We start from the raw sequence: 15,965 nt of genomic DNA on the forward strand, positions 1-15,965 counted from the left end.
GTCACGTAGCCCATGTCCTACAGCGCCGGCTTGGTCGGCCTGGTGGATGGCCCGGCCACGCGCGCGGCGCGCTGCATCAGTGCCTGGCAGGCGGCCACGGTCCTCTTGCTGTCCTCGTCGCCGCCCTGGTCGAGTAGCGGCAGGATGGCGGCCAGCGGGTTGATCAGCGCCAGCAGGGCTGCCGGCAGCAACTTGCGCATCAGCGGGCCGGACTCCAGCGAGAGCTTGGGCTCGGCCAGGGTGCCGCCCACCAGCACCGGCGTGCGCAGGGTCAAGGGGCTGAAGTCCTTGGGCGAGACGCGCAGGCGCAGTGCCAGCTGTTCGGTGGCCAGCGACATCGAGCCGTCAACCCAGATCGTCGAGTCGCTGGTGTCCACCAGCATCACCTTGGGCACGACCTGGCCCTTGGTCAAGCGCAGATCGGCGGCGCCGCAACTCACCGGCAGAGGGCGGTCGCCGCGTATCAGCACCCCCAGCGTCTGCGCCAGGTCTATGCCGGCCTGCTCGACGATCAGGTGCGACAGGCTGCCCTCGGTCCAGTAGACCAGCGCATTGCCGCTGGCGCTGCCCAGCATCTCGGCGCTGGAACGGCCGGTGCCGTCGAGCTTCAGTCGTCCGCCCAGGCGCCCGCTGACAAAGGGTGGAGCCCCCGCTGCGCTGCGCGGCTGGCGTATCCACTGCTCCAGGGTCAGGCCGGACCATTGCAGCGCAGCCTGCCACAGGGCGATGTCGGCGCGGCCGTCCAGCATCAACCGGCCGCCTATGCTGCCCTTGGCCGTGCGTGCGGCGATGTCTTGCAGGGTCAGCACCCCATCGCTGAGCAGCAGGCGGGCGTTCAGGGGCACGATGGCTTCGGCAAAGGCCGCGCCCAGGCTGACGCGGTCCAGCTTGACGGCGATGTCGGCGTCCATGGTGCGCAGTGCCGGCAGGTCGAAGCGCCGGTCGGGCAACAGCTTGCCTCCTGCGCGGGGTGGTTCGGCGGCATCTGCCGGGTTGAGGCCCACGGCCGGCCCGAGATCCTGGATGGCCAGATTCTTGCCGGCCAACTGCCCGGTGAGCAGCGGGCGCGCGGGCCGGGTGTCATAGACGAAGCTGCCGCGCAGATCGCTCTGCCCCACCGTCAGGCGGGTCAGCTCCGTCGTCCAGCGGGTCTGTTCATGAACCAGCCGGCCCTGCGCGCGAAAGCGTGCCGTGGTCGGCAGGGTCAGGCCCAGCGGTTTGCCCAGTGCGGCCAGCGACGGCCCGTCGATCACATAGTGGCCGCGCAGGCCCTGCAGACCCAGCAGATCGCGCAGCTGTCCGACAAAACTCAGCCGCGCCTGGCCCGAATGGGCTTGCAGGCGCACGTCGATCGAGGGGCCATCGTCCCCGCCGCTGATCCAGGCCAGCGGGGCGCTCGATTGCAGGCTGGCGGTCAGCGGGTTGCCACGGTAGCGGCCGCTGGCCCTCGCCTGCAGGCCCTGGCTGGGCATTGTTGTGGGCGCTGACGCGGATGCCGATGCCGCCGTCGCTGGCATGGCGACCCCATCCAGCAGCGCAAAGCTGATGAAGGCGTCCAGCGCCAGCGGGTCGTCCAGTACGCCGATCTCGCCGCGTTTGACCTCCAGTCGCTCCAGCGCCAGACCGCCCATGGGCTGGCCGGCGACAGGGTCGGCATCGGTGCCGAAATCCCAGCTGGCCCGGCCATCGGCGCGGCGCTCCAGCGCGGCATTCAGCTGCTCGGCCACCAGTGACTTGATGCGCAGCGGCGCGCCCTGGCGCAGCGCCCACAGATCGCTGTAGCGCAGGCTCATCTGCACGCCGCTGGCGCGCAGCGTCGGGCGTTCGGCATTCCAGCTCGGGCCCGCCACCCACAGATGGTCGCTCTCCACGCGCACGCCGCCCAGCAGATGGATGCGCAGGCCCTGGCGCGTGCCGTTGGCATTCAGCTTCACCTCACGCTGCAGGCGCTGGCTCAGGCGCTGCTCGAGCGGCTCGGCCAGCCAGGGCCAGGCCATCAGCTCGCCAATGGTGAACAGACCGGCGAGCAGCAATAACAGGCCGGCGGTGACAGCCAGGGCCCGGCGTGCTGAGCGGGGCGGGAATGCGGCTGCGGAGGTCATGGCGTGGCGAACAGGGATCGGAGCATGGCCGATCGTGGCATCGCGACAGGCACTTGACGATCAGCCGGCAGCGCGCAGCGGCGTGGGCGCCGTCCTACCCGCCAGTGCGCTGTCGCGCAGGGCCACAGCCCAGGCCGCTCCGAGCAGAAAGATCTGGCTGGACCAGTAGATCCAGACCAGCAGCGCCGCGAAGGAGCTGGCCGCGCCCAGCGCGGACTTCGAGGCCGTGCCGGCGACGTAGAGGCTGATGCCCCAGCGGCCCAGCATGAACAGGCTGGCGGCCAGTAGCGCGCCGCCCAGCGCCCAGCGCCAGCGCAGGCGGCCATCGGGCAGCCAGCGCAGCATGACGGTGAACAGGGCGGTGATCACCAGCCAGGACCAGCCCAGCTCGGCGCCCGCCAGCAGTGGCGCCAGCAGCGGCCAGCGTGCGGCCATGCCGTTCAACCCGACCAGAGCCAGCCCCTGCAGCACCATCGCGATGGCCAGCAGAAAGCCGCAGCCCAGCACCACGCCGACGGCGATCAACCGCGCCTGCAGCAGATAGCGCCAGCCAAACGGTGGCTCGGCCTCGTCCAGCATGTTCTGCAGCGAGGAGCGCAGCTCGACGAAGACGCCGGTGGAACCCAGCAAGGTTGTTGCCAGCGCTACCCAGGAGGCCAGCGCACCCGAACCCAGGCTCAGCGTCAGTGCCGGGCGTTCCAGCAGCATCGCCTGCAGCGTGAGCGCCTCCTGCTCGCCGAGCAATTGCCGGACCGAGCCCAGCAGGGCCGCCTGGGCCTGGGCGTCACCCAGCAGCCAGACCAGCAGCCCGGTCAGCACCACCAGCAGCGGCGCCATCGAGAAGGCCGCATAGAAGGCCACGGCGGCGCCGGAGCGCATGCCGTTGACGCTGGCAAAGCGCTCCAGCGCCAGCCCGGCGATGCGATAGGCATGGACAGCATCGGCCGAGACCCTGTCGAGCACCGATCAGCCTCTCAGCAGCAGGGCCAGGCGCTGCGCCGAGCGGCTGTGCTCGGCCATCACCTTCATCAACACGATCAGCACAGGCCCCAGGAACAGGCCCCACAGCCCCCACAAACCGCCCCACAGCACGACGCCGATGAACACGGCAGCGGCATTCATGCGTGCCGCGCGACCCTGCAGAAAAGCGGTGATGACGGTGCCGATCAAGGTGGAGCTGACCAGCAGCAGGCCGGCGATGGCCAGTGCCGCCGAGCCGCTGTCGAAGGCCAGAAAGGCCTCGGCCGCTCCCAGCCCGGTCATGATGACCATGCCCAGATAGGGCACCACATGCAGCACGCCGGCGGTCACTCCCCAGCCCGCCGCGTCCGGCAGGCCGGCCCAGCTGAACATCAGCCACACGGTCAGGGCGATCAGCACATTGGTGAACAGCAGCACGCCTGCATAGAGACGCACCTGGCGGCCGCATTCGCGCAGCGCATTGGCGGCGGCCAGACGCCGTCGCGGATCATTGCCCCACTGGCTGATCAGCTTGCGGCTCAGCGAGGGGGCGCCGGTGAGCACGAAGAAGGCCACCAGCATCAGGATGGTTGCATCGCTGCCGAACTGCAGCAGCATGGTGGTGCCCGACATCGCCGTGGCCCGCAGCGCGGTGCCGGCGTCTTCGGTCAGCGCCGACGGGGCCGAGGCGGCCGGCGCCGCCACCGCGGCCGCGGGCGCCGGCCTCGGGCGGCTGCGCGCGAGCGGAGCGACCGGGCGGCCGGAGTCGGTCAGGCGCGAGGCTGCGGCGTCGAGCTCGCCCAGTGCGCGGCGCACCCGGGTGGTCAGCGACTCGGTTTGCGGATCGATCTCGCGCACCCGCTGGGCGGCCAGGGTGATCATCTCCGGCACTCGCTCGGCGGTGCGCAACAACTGGCCCCCGAAACCATAGCCGGCCAGCATCACCACCGCCACCACGCCGGTCAGCGCCAGCGGCACGGCCAGGGCACGCCAGCGAAGGACCCGCTGCAAGGCCAGCACGGCCGGCTCCACCAGCAGGGCCAGCAGCACCCCGCCGGTCAGCGGTATCAACACGCTGCGACCCCACCACAGGGCCACCATGCAGGCCAGCACGGCCAGCACCAGCATCGGTGCGCTGGCGCGGGGCTGCACGGCCAGACCGTCGCGGCCCTGCGCCGCCAGCCGCAGCGACTCGGCCGCCGACTCCGAGAGTGCGGTCACGCGGCGCAGGCGATTGGCACGCTCGGCGGCGCGCAAAGAGCCACGCGTGCTGTCCCCCCGCCGCAGGGCCAGGCGCAGAGCGATGCTCGGGTCCGGCTTCACCACCAGCTCTCCAGCAGGCGTGCGGCCTGTTCCTTGGCGCGTTGCAGCCAGGGCCGGGCCTGCCATTGCGCCAGGGTCACCGGCGCCGAGGCGGCCAGGTCGCGGCGGAACATCGCCTCCATCTCCTGGCCGAAGTCGTCGCCAATCATCACCGCGTTGATCTCGTTGTTGCCGACGAAGCTGCGCCAGTCCATATTGCTGGAGCCCACGGTCGAGAACACGCCGTCGATCACCGCCGTCTTGGCATGCAACACCGCGCCCTGCAGTTCATGGAGCTTGACGCCCGCCTGCAGCAGCACCTCATAGTGGCTGCGCCCGGCATGCAGCACCGGGGCAAAGTCGCTCATCGAGGGCAGTATCAACACCACATCGACGCCGCGCTGCGCGGCCTCGGTGAGTGCCGCAATCATGTCGGCGCCGGGCGCGAAGTAGCCCATGGTCAGGTGCACGCTGCGCTGTGCGCCGTCGATGGCCGTCAGCAGCGCGGCGTACATGCGGGCCTCGTTGCCATCGGCGCCGGACGGAATGATCTGTATCACCTGCGTGCCGGCCGCGGTGCTTGCCGGCGCAGCGGCGGGGCCGGGCAGACTGCCGCAACCCTGCGCCGACCAGGCCTCGCGCACCAGCGTATCAAGTGCTAGCACGGCCGGACCGCGCAGCTGCACCTGGGTGTCCCGCCAGCCGCGTTCGGCGCTGCGCGATTTGCGCCGCCCGAACGAGCCCGAGGCATAGACCTCGCTGATGTTGATGCCGCCGACAAAGGCCACCGCGCCATCGACGACCAGGATCTTGCGGTGGTCGCGCTGCGTCAGGTCCCAATGGCCCGGGCGCGTCAGCGGGTTGACCGGGTTGAAGGCGCAGACGGCCACGCCGCCGGCGCGCAGCGCATCGAAGTAGGCGGTCGCCGTTGCCACGGACCCCAGCGCGTCATAGAGCACATGGGTCTTCACGCCCTGGGCCTCTTTGCGCAGCAGCAGCTCGGCCAGGCGCTGGGCCAGGCCCTGGTCTTCGAGGATGTAGGTTTCCAGCAGGATGCTGCTGCGCGCCTGTTCCAGCTCGGCAAACATGGCGGCAAAGGTGGCCGGCCCGTCGATCAAGAGCCGAGCCTGATTGCCGGTATAGAAGGGCAGGGAGCCGGCCTGGGTCAGCAGTGCCAGGTGGCGGCTGCTCAGATCGGCCTTGCCCTCGGCCGCCAGCTGGGCCAGCACACGCTGGCGCGCCTGCGGCGCCATGGGGCCCTTGACGCCGTGCAGCGCGGGCCGTGATGGCACGGCCGCTGCGGCTGTCGACAGTGGCGGGCGCACCGGCAGCATCGAGCAGGCCTGCAGACCGAGCAGCGACAGGGCTATCAGCAGGCCGCTGGTCTTGCGCATGGACTCAGTCGTGGCGATGGGGTGGCACCGGTGCATCGTCGCCTTCGTCCGGCTGCGGACTTGCCGCCAGAAAGGGATAAGCGGCCTCGTAGCCCAGGGTGAGTTCGGCCGAGTCCGGTGCGAGCACCGGATCTCTGCGCTCCGCGAAACCGAGGCGGCGTGCCAGTTCGGTGGTGGTCATCGAAGTCTCCTTGGGCACGGGTTTCAAGCGTCGAGCATGTCCTTCAACTCGTCGGCATGCTCTTCCTCGTCGGCAAGGATGTCTTCGAGCATGCGGCGGGTGGTGGGGTCCTTGTCGCCGATCAGCACGATCATCTGGTGGTAGGCCTCGACGGCGATGCGTTCGGCCACCAGATTGGCGCGCACCATGGCCTTCAGATCGGTGGAGTCGTCGTAGTCGGCGTGGCTGCGGGCCAGCAGACCCTCGGGCGAGAAGTCCGGCGAGCCGCCGAGCTGCACGATGCGTTCGGCCAGACGGTCGGCATGACCCGATTCGGCGATGGCGTGGACCATGAACTCCTCGGCAATGCGGGGTGCTGACATGCCATGGGCGGTGAAGTGGTGGCGCTTGTAGCGCAGCACGCAGACCAACTCGGTGGCCAGCGCGCCATTGAGCAGCTTGACGATGGGCTGGGCCCACTGCCCTGAGCTCGGGGTCACCGCGCCGTCGCTCAGGTCCGATCGGGCCTGCTTCAGGGCGCCCTCGTCAAGTTCCATCCGCTGATCTTGAGCAGCGTCTGTGGGGAAGGGCACGGCTGACACCGGTGAGTGGCTTTGTTTGTGGCTCATGGGGACCTCGGAATGTTCAGGAAGGCAGGCACGGCTGTCGCCGCACGGAGAAGAAACTGCGCGGCGTCACTTTCGGGCGGCGGCAATACCCAGCAGGGCCAGGGACAGCAGCACGATGACGACGGCCACGCAGATGAAGAACAGCAGCTTGGCCACGCTGGCCGCGCCAGCGGCAATGCCGGTGAAGCCCAGCAGGCCGGCAAACACGGAAACGATGGCAAGAATCAGGGCCCACTTCAGCATGGTGTCGTCGCTCCGGGGTGATGGGCAAGTCCTGACCCTTTTGGTCCGCGGTGCCAGCCCTTGGTGATTGATTCCAGTCTAGACAGGGGCTCCATCGGCAGCCATCGGCGCAACCCGCCTGGGCGTGTAGGACGGCGCCGCATGCCGGGCCTGGCTTGCGGTCGCCCCCCGGGGCGGCACACCGATTGCCCGCTAAGGGCAGCTGTGACTTCAATTCCGAAGCCCAAGCCGGGCTGGCGCCTTGCCGGCCATCAGGAGAAACACATGAAGTCCCTCAGAACTGTCTCCACCGCCGCTTTGATGCTGCTGCTGGCCTCCGGGCTCGGCGCTTGCTCAAACATGTCTGCGCGCGAACGCGCCACCGCCACCGGCGCGGCGGTCGGCGGTGTTGCGGGTGCCGTTGTCACCGGCGGCAGCACGGCCGGCGTCGTGGGCGGTGCGGTGGTGGGTGGAGTGATCGCCAATGAGCTGGACAAGAAGAACAAGTGACCTGGGCGCGGGCACACCGCTTGCCACAACCCAGCGCGGCGCCTTGCCGCAAGCAAGACCGCGTTCCCACCCGCTCTTGTCCAGAAATGATTGAAGAAAACCCGGAGTTCACTATGAACCTGAAGAAACTAGCCCTGGTCGCTGCCCTGACCATCGCTTCCACCGCGTCGTTTGCCGAAAACATCAACCTGAATCTGCCGGTGGTGCCGAATGCGGCGATCCCGGGCGCGTTCTCGGGCGGCTTCGGTATCACCCACATCGAAGCAGGCGCATTCACCGATGTTCTGACCTTCACCGGCGGCATCGACGGCATGTTCTCGTCGGCACTGATCACCACCGGCTTCTTCACCAACTCCAACATCGATCTGTCGAGCGTCTGGGTCAACGGCCTGCCCTATGCGCTGTCGCCCACCGGCACCCTCGAATGGGCCTCGATCGGCCCGGTCAGTCTCAATCAGCCCTTCGTGATCACGATCATGGGCATGGCCGCTCCCGACCTGGCGCCGGGTTCTGCCATCTCGGCCAGCTATGCCGGCACTGTCAACATCACCCCGGTGCCGGAACCCGAATCGTATGCACTGATGCTGGCCGGACTGGCCGCTCTGGGCTTCATGGTCAAGCGCCGCACCAACAGCTGAATCGTCCCCTCCCTGCGCTGAGTCGAGCCTCAGCCGGGATTTGCGCCGCAGGTCTTCACGACTGCGGCGTTTTTTCGTCGGGCGCGGCGGTGCTGCCGTAGTCCTTGAGCCGGTTGTACAGGGTCTTCAGGCTGATGCCCAGGGCAGCGGCCGTGCGCTCGCGCTGATGCTCGAAATGGGCCAGGGTGGCCAGTATCAGCAGGCGCTCAGCCTCGGCCAGCGAACTGCCCAGCGGTATCACCAATGACGCGGCCTGCGGTTTCTCCAATCGGGATGTAGACGAGGCCTGGCCGGTCTGCGGCAGCCATTCGTCGCTGATGGTCGGGCCGTCGGCCATCACATAGGCACGCTGCACCACATTGCGCAGCTCGCGCACATTGCCGGGCCAGCGGTAGCCGCTCAGCAGCGCCAGCGCCGCCGGAGAAAAGGCCTTCAGCGAACCCTCGCGCTGGCAGACCTCGGCCAGAAAGTGCTCGGCCAGCAGAGGCACATCCTCGCTGCGCTCGCGCAGCGGTGGCAGTTCGATCGGGAACACATTCAAGCGGTAGAGCAGATCCTCGCGCAAACGGCCCGAGGCCACGGCCTGGTCGGGCGAGCGGTTGGTGGCGGCTATCACCCGCACATCGGTGGCCTGGGGCTGGGTCGAGCCCACCCGCATGAAGGTGCCGGTGCCCAGCACGCGCAGCAGCTTGACCTGCAGCTCCATCGGCATCTCGGTGATCTCGTCGAGGAACAGGGTGCCGCCATGGGCGCGCTCGAAAAAGCCCTGATGCTGGCGATCGGCGCCGGTAAAGCTGCCCTTCTCGTGACCGAAGATCTCGCTCTCGATCAGATTGGGCGAGATCGCGCCGCAATTGACCGCCAGGAAGGGCTGCTTGCGGCGCCGGCTGAGGTCGTGCACGGCCTGCGCCACCACCTCCTTGCCGGTACCGCTTTCGCCGGTGATGAACACCGTCACCGCCGTGCCGGCCACCCGAGAAATCTGCTCGTAGATGCGCTTCATGGCCGGTGCGCGGCCCCATAGCGGGCCGAAGTGGCCGCTTTGCTGCCACTTCGTGTTCAGCGAGGCCAGCTCGGCCTGCAGGGTCGAGGGCTGCATCACCCGCGACAGAATGCCCTGCAGCTGCTTCAGATTGACCGGCTTGATCAGGTAGTCGGCCGCACCCATGCGCAGCGCCTGGATCGAGGTGTCGAGGCTGGCGTGGCCGGTGATCAACACGATCTCGGACTGCGCGGTCAGCTGAGGGTCGGCGAACAGGTCCATGCCGCTGCCGTCCGGCAGCTGCAGGTCCAGCAGCACAATGTCGGGGGTCTGCAGCGCCATCTGGCGGCGCGCATCGCGCAGGCTGTGCGCGGTGGCGACGCTGAAATTCTGTGTGGCGATCAAGGCGGCCATCAGCTCGGCCGAGTCGGCGTCGTCTTCGACGATCAGTGCGTGGCCCATATCGAGTTCTCCGTGGACAGCGGGCTTGCCGCGCCGACAGGCGCGGTCAAGGGTGCAGAACTCTGCGGCGGTGTCGTCGCACTGAGGCTTCGGTCGTGCGCATCGGTAATGTTTACGCAGCATACCTGAGTGCCTTGCCGGTGCCGGCAAAGGGCCCATCGGGCAGGTAAGCGCCTGTTGCCGAATCGGCGTGCCCGCTGCGGCGGGCATGCCGATTGCCAACTACGGTGTTCCGGGGCCATACGGCCTTGTCAACCCACTCAGGAGCGCCACATGGCCATCGTCAATGCCAACACCTCATCCAACAACGCCACCGGCACCGCCGATGCCGCTGCCGGCCTGGACCGCCTGCTCGACGGCGCGCATACCGACGAGTTGATCAACCGCGTCGCCAAGGGCGCCCACGAGGCCGTGGACCGCCTTGCCGCCACCGCCGGCCCGGCGGTGGACCGCATCCGCCGCGGCGTCGATCAGGCCTCGGACTCGGTGCATGCCGGTGCCGATCGACTCAGCGAGACCCAGCAAGAGTGGACGGAAAGCCTGCGCTGCACCGTGCGCGAACATCCGCTGGCGGCCCTGGCCACCGCGGTGGCCCTGGGGGTGCTCGTGAGCCGTCTGGCGCGCTGAGCCGATGTCGGCGCCCAACACCACCGCTGCGCCGCCAGCGGCCGAGCCCACGCTGCCTCAGCTGTTGAGCGGTGTGCTCCAGCAGCTGCCCGGCCTGGTCAGCGACCGGGTCCATCTGCTGGCGCTTGAGTTGCGGCGGGCCGGTATCGCGCTGAGCCGCCTGCTGATGCTGGGCGCGGCCGCGCTGGTGCTGGCGGCCACCGCCTGGCTGGCGCTGTGGGTCGGGCTCACGGCTGCGATGCTGGCCGCCGGGCTGGGCTGGGGCTGGGCCCTGCTGGTCGTGCTCGGGCTCAACAGTCTCGCCGCGGCGCTGGCCTTCGGCAAGGCCTGCGCCTGGGCCAGGCAACTGGGCGTGCCCGCCACGTTGCGCCACCTCACCGCCGCGCCTTCAACCGCAACAGGTACTTCTCATGAGCCGCACTGAATCACCGGCCAGTGGCCTGCAGGCGCTGGACGCACAGATCCGGCTGGCCGAGGCCCGGCTGATCGCGCGCGAGCTGCAGCTGCGCAAGCAAGGCCGGGTGCTGGTGACACGCGTCAACGACAGCCTGCTGCGCCGACTGGGCCAGGGTGCGCTGACCGTTGCCGGTGCATGGCTGCTGGGCCGCGTCTTCAGGCCTCGTGCTGCGGCGCCCCCGGTGTCCACGGCCGCCGTGCCCGGCGCCCTCGGGCTCGGGGCGCTGCTGCTGCAGACCCTGTGGCCCCTCGTGCCGAAGCTGCTGCGCACCCATATCAGTCCGGCGCTGGCGCTGAGCCTGCTGGGCCGGCTGTCCAGCCTCTGGACGCGTCGGCGCCGAGCGTCCAACCACCCAACCCAGGATCCCATATGAAACCCGAAAAGCTTGTTTTTGTCGTCGCACTGTCAGCGCTGGTCACCAGCAGCCTGATGGCCTGCCGCCGCGTCCACCGCCATCGCCTGCAAGCCGTCGTGCCAAGGCCGAAGTCCGAGGCCATGCAGACCTGGGAGGGCGAGGGCGGCAATCTGAGGCCGGCGCCGCAGCAGCCGTGATCACCCCGGCGGGGTCTTCCCCGCCCTCCGGCTCCGATGCTTCTGATAGTGCCCCATCAGCGGCGTCGCCGACACACCGTGCAGCACGATGGAGCCGGCGATGCTGAGCAGGCAGACCGAGGTCAGCACGCTGGCCTGCTGGCCCTTCAGGCCATGCTCCAGCGCAAATGCCAGGTAGAACAGCGAGCCGACGCCGCGTATGCCGAACCAGGCCAGCAGGCGGCGCTGGGTGGCGGGCAGGCCGCTGCCCAGCAGCGAGGCATAGACGCTGACCGGCCGAACGATGAAGATCAGCAGCAGGGCGAAGCCGACCTGCGGCCAGCTCCAGTCCACCCAGGGCATGGCCACGCCCAGGCACAGCACCATGCTGACCTCGACCAGGCGCTCGCAGCGCTGCCCGAAGGCCAGCAGGCGGCGTGACAGATGGGTGCTGTCGGCCTTGGCCTCAGCCATGGCGGCGGCGGCCCGGGTACCCTCGTGGAACAGCGCGACGCCGGCCACGAACACGACCAGAAAGGCCGAGGTGGCCGTGGCGCGGGCCAGCCCATAGCTGAGGGCGATGGCGCCCAGATACAGCAGCTCGTCCCAGCCCAGCTCGTGCTGGCGGCGCAGGCGCATGCGTATCGCCCAGCCCAGGCCATGGCCGCAGGCCCAGCCCAGCAGCGCGCCGCCGACGATGGGCCATAAGAGGTCGGCCCACACCCACTTCAGCCAGGGCAGGTCACCGGTGCCGAGGCTGTGCAGACCCAGCAGGCCGAGGGCCAGCATCACCGCCGGCAGCGCCGTGCCATCGTTGAGCCCGCCCTCGGCGGTGAGCGACAGGCGCACCGCGTCGCGGTCATTTTCGGAGCGTATCTGCACCTCCGAGGCCAGCACCGGGTCGGTAGGCGCGAGCACGGCGCCCAGCAGCAGGGCCAGCGGCCAGCCCATGCCCAGCAGCCAATGGGCGGCGGCGGCCGACAGCGCAATCGTGATCACCATGCCCACCGTGGCCAGCAGGGCGGCCACGCGCCAGGCCCGCCAGAGCGGCGGCACGCGCAGGCGCAGGCCGACGGCAAACAGCGAGATCAGCACCGCCACCTCGGTGACCACCACCATCACCGGCGCGTAGCCCTGAGCCGTGGCCTCGTGCCAGGGCTTGACCAGGGCACCGACACCCCAGCCGACCATCAGATAGACGACCGCCGGTGACAGCGGCAGGCGCCGCATCGGGTGCTCGGCCAGGCCCATGGCGATCAGTACGACGCCCAGCAGCAGCAGCGAGGCGGTCAGCATTGCGGGGCGGTCAGGGAGTTTGAGTGCATGGGCTTGTGGCGTGGGTTGATTGGAGCCAGGGTACTCCGCTTACCTCGGGATACGTTTGCAGCCGGCGGAGTGTCTGTCTGCAAACCTTGCCGCAAGCCGCGACGGCATATCGGTAAGCGGCAGCCACCCACGGTGCGGCCACCCTGGGTGGCAATCGGGCACGGCACTTGCGTCATTCGGCTGACACGACACCGGAGGACTTTCCCAAGATGAGTTCCATGGCCCTGCACGCGGATCACAGACAGCAGCAGACGCTGTCGCCCAGGCTGCAGCATGCGGTGAAGCTGCTGCAGCTGTCGTCCCTGGAATTTGCCCAGGAGCTGAACCAGCTGATGGGCAGCAATCCCTTTCTCGAAAGCGAGGAGGCGGAGGCTGAGGTGGAGGCGCAGGCCGACAGCGACTCGGAGGTCGAGCCGCAGGATGAGACCGAAGACGAACGCGACCTCTGGCAGGCCGAGGGTGTGGCCTCCGGCCAGTCGGGTGCCGGCGGCGAGGGCGGGGACACCAGGGCGCTGGACCTGATCGCGATGCCCGGCTCGCTGGCTCAGCATCTGCATGGCCAGCTGGGCGTGCTGTCGCTGCCGCAGCGCGATGGCCTGCTGGCCAGCGCCCTGGTGGACTCGCTCGATGACGACGGCTATCTGCGTTGCGAATTGAGTGAACTGGTGGCCGTCACCGCGCTGTCGCCGCCGGCCCTGCCTGAGGAGTTGCAGATCGCGCTGTGCCGCGTGCAGTCGCTGGACCCTGCCGGCGTGGCCGCGCGCAGCCTGGCGGAGTGCCTGCTGCTGCAGCTCCAGGTCGTGAGTGATCCGGCTCAGCGTGCGCTGGCACGCCGCATCCTCAACGAGCAGCTGTCGGCCCTGGCCGCGCGTGACGTGGCCGGCATGGCACGCAGCCTGGGCAGCAGCGTGGCCGGGATCGATGCCGTGTGCGCCTTGATCCGCCGCCTTGATCCGCGGCCGGGGGCTGCCTTCGGTCATCAGCAGATCCACTACCTGGTGCCGGATCTGATTGCGCGCAAGCTGCGCGGCAGCTGGACGGTGCAGCTCAATCCCACTGTCGTGCCGCGCCTGCGCCTGAACCAGGGCTATGCCGAGCTGTTCCAGCGCCACCGGAGTGCTCAAGACCATGCCATGGCCGCCCATCTGCAGGATGCCCGCTGGACCCTGAAGAACGTGGCACAGCGCTTCTCGACCATTCTCAGCGTCGGCGAGGCCATCGTGCGCCGCCAGCAGCGCTTTCTGGACTATGGCGTGATGGCCATGAAGCCGATGGGGCTGCGCGAGATTGCCGAGGAGCTGGGGCTGCACGAGTCCACCGTCTCGCGGGTCACCAACAACAAGTACATCGCCACTCCGCTGGGCGTGTTCGAGCTGAAGTATTTCTTCTCCCGGGCGATGACCATGGCCAGCGGCAACAGCTGCTCGGGCACGGCGCTGCGTGGCCTGGTCCAGGACATCATCGAGGCCGAGAAGCCCGGCGCGCCGCTGTCCGATGCCGCCATCACCCGCCAGCTGGCCCGCCAGGGCCTGGTGGTGGCGCGGCGCACCGTCACCAAGTACCGCCAACTGCTGCACATTCCCGCAGTTGGGCGCCAGGGCCGACCGGCCTGAGGGGCGGTGCTGAGTCGGCGCGTCGTCGCCGCTCAGCCCAGCGCGCATCCGGCCGCCAACCCCGGGAAGGCGCGCTCGACGGTGCTGCCGTCGGCCCGAGGTGCGTGCAGCAGCGGCCAGTCGCCGCCCTTGAGCACCAGCACGGCCAGATATCTGAAATGCTGGCTCCGGGTCTCTTCGAAGCCCTGGCCGTCGGTCACCAGCAGGGCGGCAGGGTGCGGCTGTGAAGGCGGCAGCTCGATATGCAGACCAACACCGGGCCTGATGAGCCCACGGATGGCCGCAATCAGCGCCTGCGGGCTTGGGGTCGGGGACATCTCTTCGCGGCGCTCCTGGTTGATGATGACGATCTGCGCACCGGGGTGGGCGATCGCCGCCCAGAGCGCGGCGACCTCGGTATCGTCGAGCTGCTCCGGCAACTGGTCCACCATCGAGCCGGATGCGTCGATCACGACCATCGGCCGCATTGGCAGCGGCCGGGCCTCAAGGCTGGCGCGGATGTCGGCGCTCAGCCGGGCGACATCGTCACGGCGGCTGGGTTCGACATGGCCGAAGGGTCGGCAGCGCAGGACCAGCTCATCCGCGGCGCCGACCCGGCTCGTGGCGATCAGCTCGCGAAGGCTCGCCTCCAGGTCGGGGGTCATCGGCCCGTAGTTGGCCAAGGCGACGACAGCAGCAGGGTGCACCGCTGCATAGTCGTGCAGTGCGGCGGCGAAGTTGCTCCGACTGGGCTTGCGGTACTGCTTGGCTTCGAGCACGTAAAACACCTGCTCCTCGACGCCGGTCTGTGTCAGCACATAGTCGGGCTGTATGCCTTCCTGACGGCTCTTGCCCTGCAGACTCACGCCGTTGCGGCCGGTGTACAGCTCCGCGACCAGCTGGATCGGCGCGGCGGCGCCATCAATGTCGGCGACATGGGTGGCCTTGAAGGCGAACTCCAGTCGGCCATCGACCGGGTGCAGGCTGAAGCGCAGCGGCGGCGGCACGGCTGCCTCCACGACGGTGACCAACCAGACGCTGTACAGCTGGTGGCGCTGCTGCCACCAGGGCAGGTCCAGCAGGTCCTCGAGCTGCCGAACGGGATCGCGGTGAATGCTCTGCTCAGAATGCTGGGCGATGGCCGCTTCGATCTGCCAGGCCAGTTGGGCTCGCAGCGGCGAGGGAGCCCGATGACGCTCGAACAGCTTCCAGCAAAGGCGCAGCAGCTGCCAGGCCAGCAAGTCCGACTGGGCGTAGCCGAAGGTCTGCTCGCCCCACTCCAAGATGCTGCTGCGCAGTGTGCCGCCGGGTTCGGGCGAATCTCCGTCACCAGCCGCCGCGAGCATGCGCTCCCGGTCGGCATACCGTGCCATGCGCGAGAAGGACAGGCCGGCGGCCATCAACACAGGCGCCATGGCCTGGCGCAACTCGTTGCCGGCGTCCGCCGGCGGCAGCGGCGCCGGCCGGGTGTAGGGCCAGCCATTCGGGGCCAGGGCCTCGACGAGCCAGGCCCGCGCCGGCGCATCGACTGGCAGGGCGTGGAAGTCTTGGTCCTGCGGGGGCAGACAACTCAGCAACACCTCACGCAGCTGCCACAAATCCCGCTTGTCGAACAGGTGCACGGCCACCGCTTGTTGCAGGGCCTGATGGCTGGCCATCGCGCACCGGAAGTGATGGGCGTCGAAACCCAGCTTGCCCTCGGCCTGCCCGAAGTCGAACTGCACCAGCATGCCGTCATTGCTGCCCTTGACGCCGTGGCGCTCGAACATCGCTAAGGTTTCGCTGAGCATCAGACCGAAGGGCTCCAGGGCCGTCAGCACCGCAATCAGAAAGCTGCTGACATCGATCGGCCGGCTGGCCAGAAAGGTCCCGATGTCACTGCCGGCAGGAACGCCCAGCGAGTGGCACAGGCTGGCGACCAAGCTGGCGTCATGGCTGGCCGGGGCTAGGCCGCCCTTGCGGTTCAAGAGCTCCCAGAGGGTCAGGGCATCGGTGACGGGCGTCGATGAGGTGTTGTCCATATCTCGGGGTTTGATGTGACGGTGCCTACGGCGGCAACAGTGTGCCTGCG

General features: G+C 68.9%; 17 protein-coding genes. 7 read left to right on the top strand and 10 right to left on the bottom strand.

Annotated features, from left to right (window positions below; translation table 11 throughout):
* Positions 1-17: 17 nt before the first annotated feature.
* From DES47_RS17920 to DES47_RS17945, 7 genes are all read right to left on the bottom strand, one after another.
* Positions 18-2,102, bottom strand: coding sequence for an AsmA family protein (locus DES47_RS17920; protein ID WP_133702079.1), 2,085 nt, complete (start codon positions 2,100-2,102; stop codon positions 18-20).
* 60 nt (positions 2,103-2,162) lie between these two features.
* Positions 2,163-3,065: a YihY/virulence factor BrkB family protein gene (locus DES47_RS17925; RefSeq protein WP_133702080.1), complete on the bottom strand. Its 903-nt coding sequence runs from the start codon at positions 3,063-3,065 to the stop codon at positions 2,163-2,165.
* Positions 3,066-3,068: 3 nt separating this feature from the next.
* On the bottom strand, positions 3,069-4,385 hold the full coding sequence (locus DES47_RS17930; RefSeq protein ID WP_133702081.1) for an AI-2E family transporter: 1,317 nt from the start codon (positions 4,383-4,385) through the stop codon (positions 3,069-3,071).
* Positions 4,382-5,758 (bottom strand): phospholipase D-like domain-containing protein, encoded by a 1,377-nt coding sequence (locus tag DES47_RS17935; RefSeq protein ID WP_133702082.1) that lies wholly within the window; start codon positions 5,756-5,758, stop codon positions 4,382-4,384. Before DES47_RS17935 ends, DES47_RS17930 begins: the two co-directional genes overlap by 4 nt.
* A gap of 4 nt (positions 5,759-5,762) precedes the next feature.
* Positions 5,763-5,939 carry a hypothetical protein gene (locus DES47_RS28775; protein WP_166652056.1) on the bottom strand — a complete coding sequence of 59 codons (177 nt, stop codon included), beginning with the start codon at positions 5,937-5,939 and terminating at the stop codon, positions 5,763-5,765.
* Between the two features lie 23 nt (positions 5,940-5,962).
* The gene (locus DES47_RS17940; RefSeq protein WP_243748361.1) at positions 5,963-6,475 is read right to left on the bottom strand and encodes a ferritin-like domain-containing protein; all 513 of its coding nucleotides are present in this window, start codon (positions 6,473-6,475) and stop codon (positions 5,963-5,965) included.
* Between the two features lie 138 nt (positions 6,476-6,613).
* Positions 6,614-6,790, bottom strand: a complete 177-nt coding sequence (locus DES47_RS17945) for a DUF1328 domain-containing protein (protein ID WP_133702084.1) — start codon at positions 6,788-6,790, stop codon at positions 6,614-6,616.
* A 264-nt stretch (positions 6,791-7,054) separates the two neighbouring features.
* Here DES47_RS17945 and DES47_RS28780 point away from each other — a divergent pair, with 264 nt between their 5' ends.
* Together DES47_RS28780 and DES47_RS17955 are read left to right on the top strand one after the other, a co-directional pair.
* Positions 7,055-7,279: a glycine zipper 2TM domain-containing protein gene (locus DES47_RS28780; protein ID WP_166652057.1), complete on the top strand. Its 225-nt coding sequence runs from the start codon at positions 7,055-7,057 to the stop codon at positions 7,277-7,279.
* Positions 7,280-7,299: 20 nt separating this feature from the next.
* On the top strand, positions 7,300-7,917 hold the full coding sequence (locus DES47_RS17955) for an FxDxF family PEP-CTERM protein (RefSeq protein WP_133702086.1): 618 nt from the start codon (positions 7,300-7,302) through the stop codon (positions 7,915-7,917).
* 55 nt (positions 7,918-7,972) lie between these two features.
* Here the strand turns inward: DES47_RS17955 and DES47_RS17960 are convergent, their stop codons facing one another.
* The gene (locus DES47_RS17960; RefSeq protein WP_133702087.1) at positions 7,973-9,361 is read right to left on the bottom strand and encodes a sigma-54-dependent transcriptional regulator; all 1,389 of its coding nucleotides are present in this window, start codon (positions 9,359-9,361) and stop codon (positions 7,973-7,975) included.
* A 273-nt stretch (positions 9,362-9,634) separates the two neighbouring features.
* On the opposite strand from DES47_RS17960, the gene DES47_RS17965 reads away from it, so the two are divergent.
* The 4 genes from DES47_RS17965 to DES47_RS17980 are packed head-to-tail and all read left to right on the top strand — an operon-like array spanning position 9,635 to position 10,997.
* Positions 9,635-9,988, top strand: a complete 354-nt coding sequence (locus DES47_RS17965; RefSeq protein WP_133702088.1) for a hypothetical protein — start codon at positions 9,635-9,637, stop codon at positions 9,986-9,988.
* 4 nt (positions 9,989-9,992) lie between these two features.
* On the top strand, positions 9,993-10,412 hold the full coding sequence (locus tag DES47_RS17970) for a phage holin family protein (protein ID WP_133702089.1): 420 nt from the start codon (positions 9,993-9,995) through the stop codon (positions 10,410-10,412).
* Positions 10,399-10,818, top strand: a complete 420-nt coding sequence (locus DES47_RS17975) for a hypothetical protein (protein ID WP_133702090.1) — start codon at positions 10,399-10,401, stop codon at positions 10,816-10,818. The genes DES47_RS17970 and DES47_RS17975 overlap by 14 nt, the downstream gene beginning before the upstream one ends.
* Complete coding sequence (locus DES47_RS17980) at positions 10,815-10,997, top strand: hypothetical protein (protein ID WP_133702091.1); 183 nt, start codon at positions 10,815-10,817, stop codon at positions 10,995-10,997. Before DES47_RS17975 ends, DES47_RS17980 begins: the two co-directional genes overlap by 4 nt.
* Here DES47_RS17980 and DES47_RS17985 read toward each other — a convergent pair whose 3' ends face one another.
* Positions 10,998-12,272, bottom strand: a complete 1,275-nt coding sequence (locus DES47_RS17985; protein ID WP_133702092.1) for a cation:proton antiporter — start codon at positions 12,270-12,272, stop codon at positions 10,998-11,000. It abuts the gene before it with no gap.
* A gap of 239 nt (positions 12,273-12,511) precedes the next feature.
* Between DES47_RS17985 and rpoN the strand changes: the two genes are divergently transcribed.
* Positions 12,512-13,915 (top strand): RNA polymerase factor sigma-54, encoded by a 1,404-nt coding sequence (gene rpoN / locus DES47_RS17990; protein WP_133702093.1) that lies wholly within the window; start codon positions 12,512-12,514, stop codon positions 13,913-13,915.
* A 32-nt stretch (positions 13,916-13,947) separates the two neighbouring features.
* On the opposite strand, the gene DES47_RS17995 is transcribed toward rpoN, so the two are convergent.
* Positions 13,948-15,915 carry a hypothetical protein gene (locus DES47_RS17995; protein ID WP_133702094.1) on the bottom strand — a complete coding sequence of 656 codons (1,968 nt, stop codon included), beginning with the start codon at positions 15,913-15,915 and terminating at the stop codon, positions 13,948-13,950.
* Positions 15,916-15,965 lie beyond the last annotated feature (50 nt).

This window comes from Roseateles toxinivorans, assembly GCF_004362525.1.
Classification (GTDB): Bacteria; Pseudomonadota; Gammaproteobacteria; order Burkholderiales; family Burkholderiaceae_C; genus Paucibacter; species Paucibacter toxinivorans.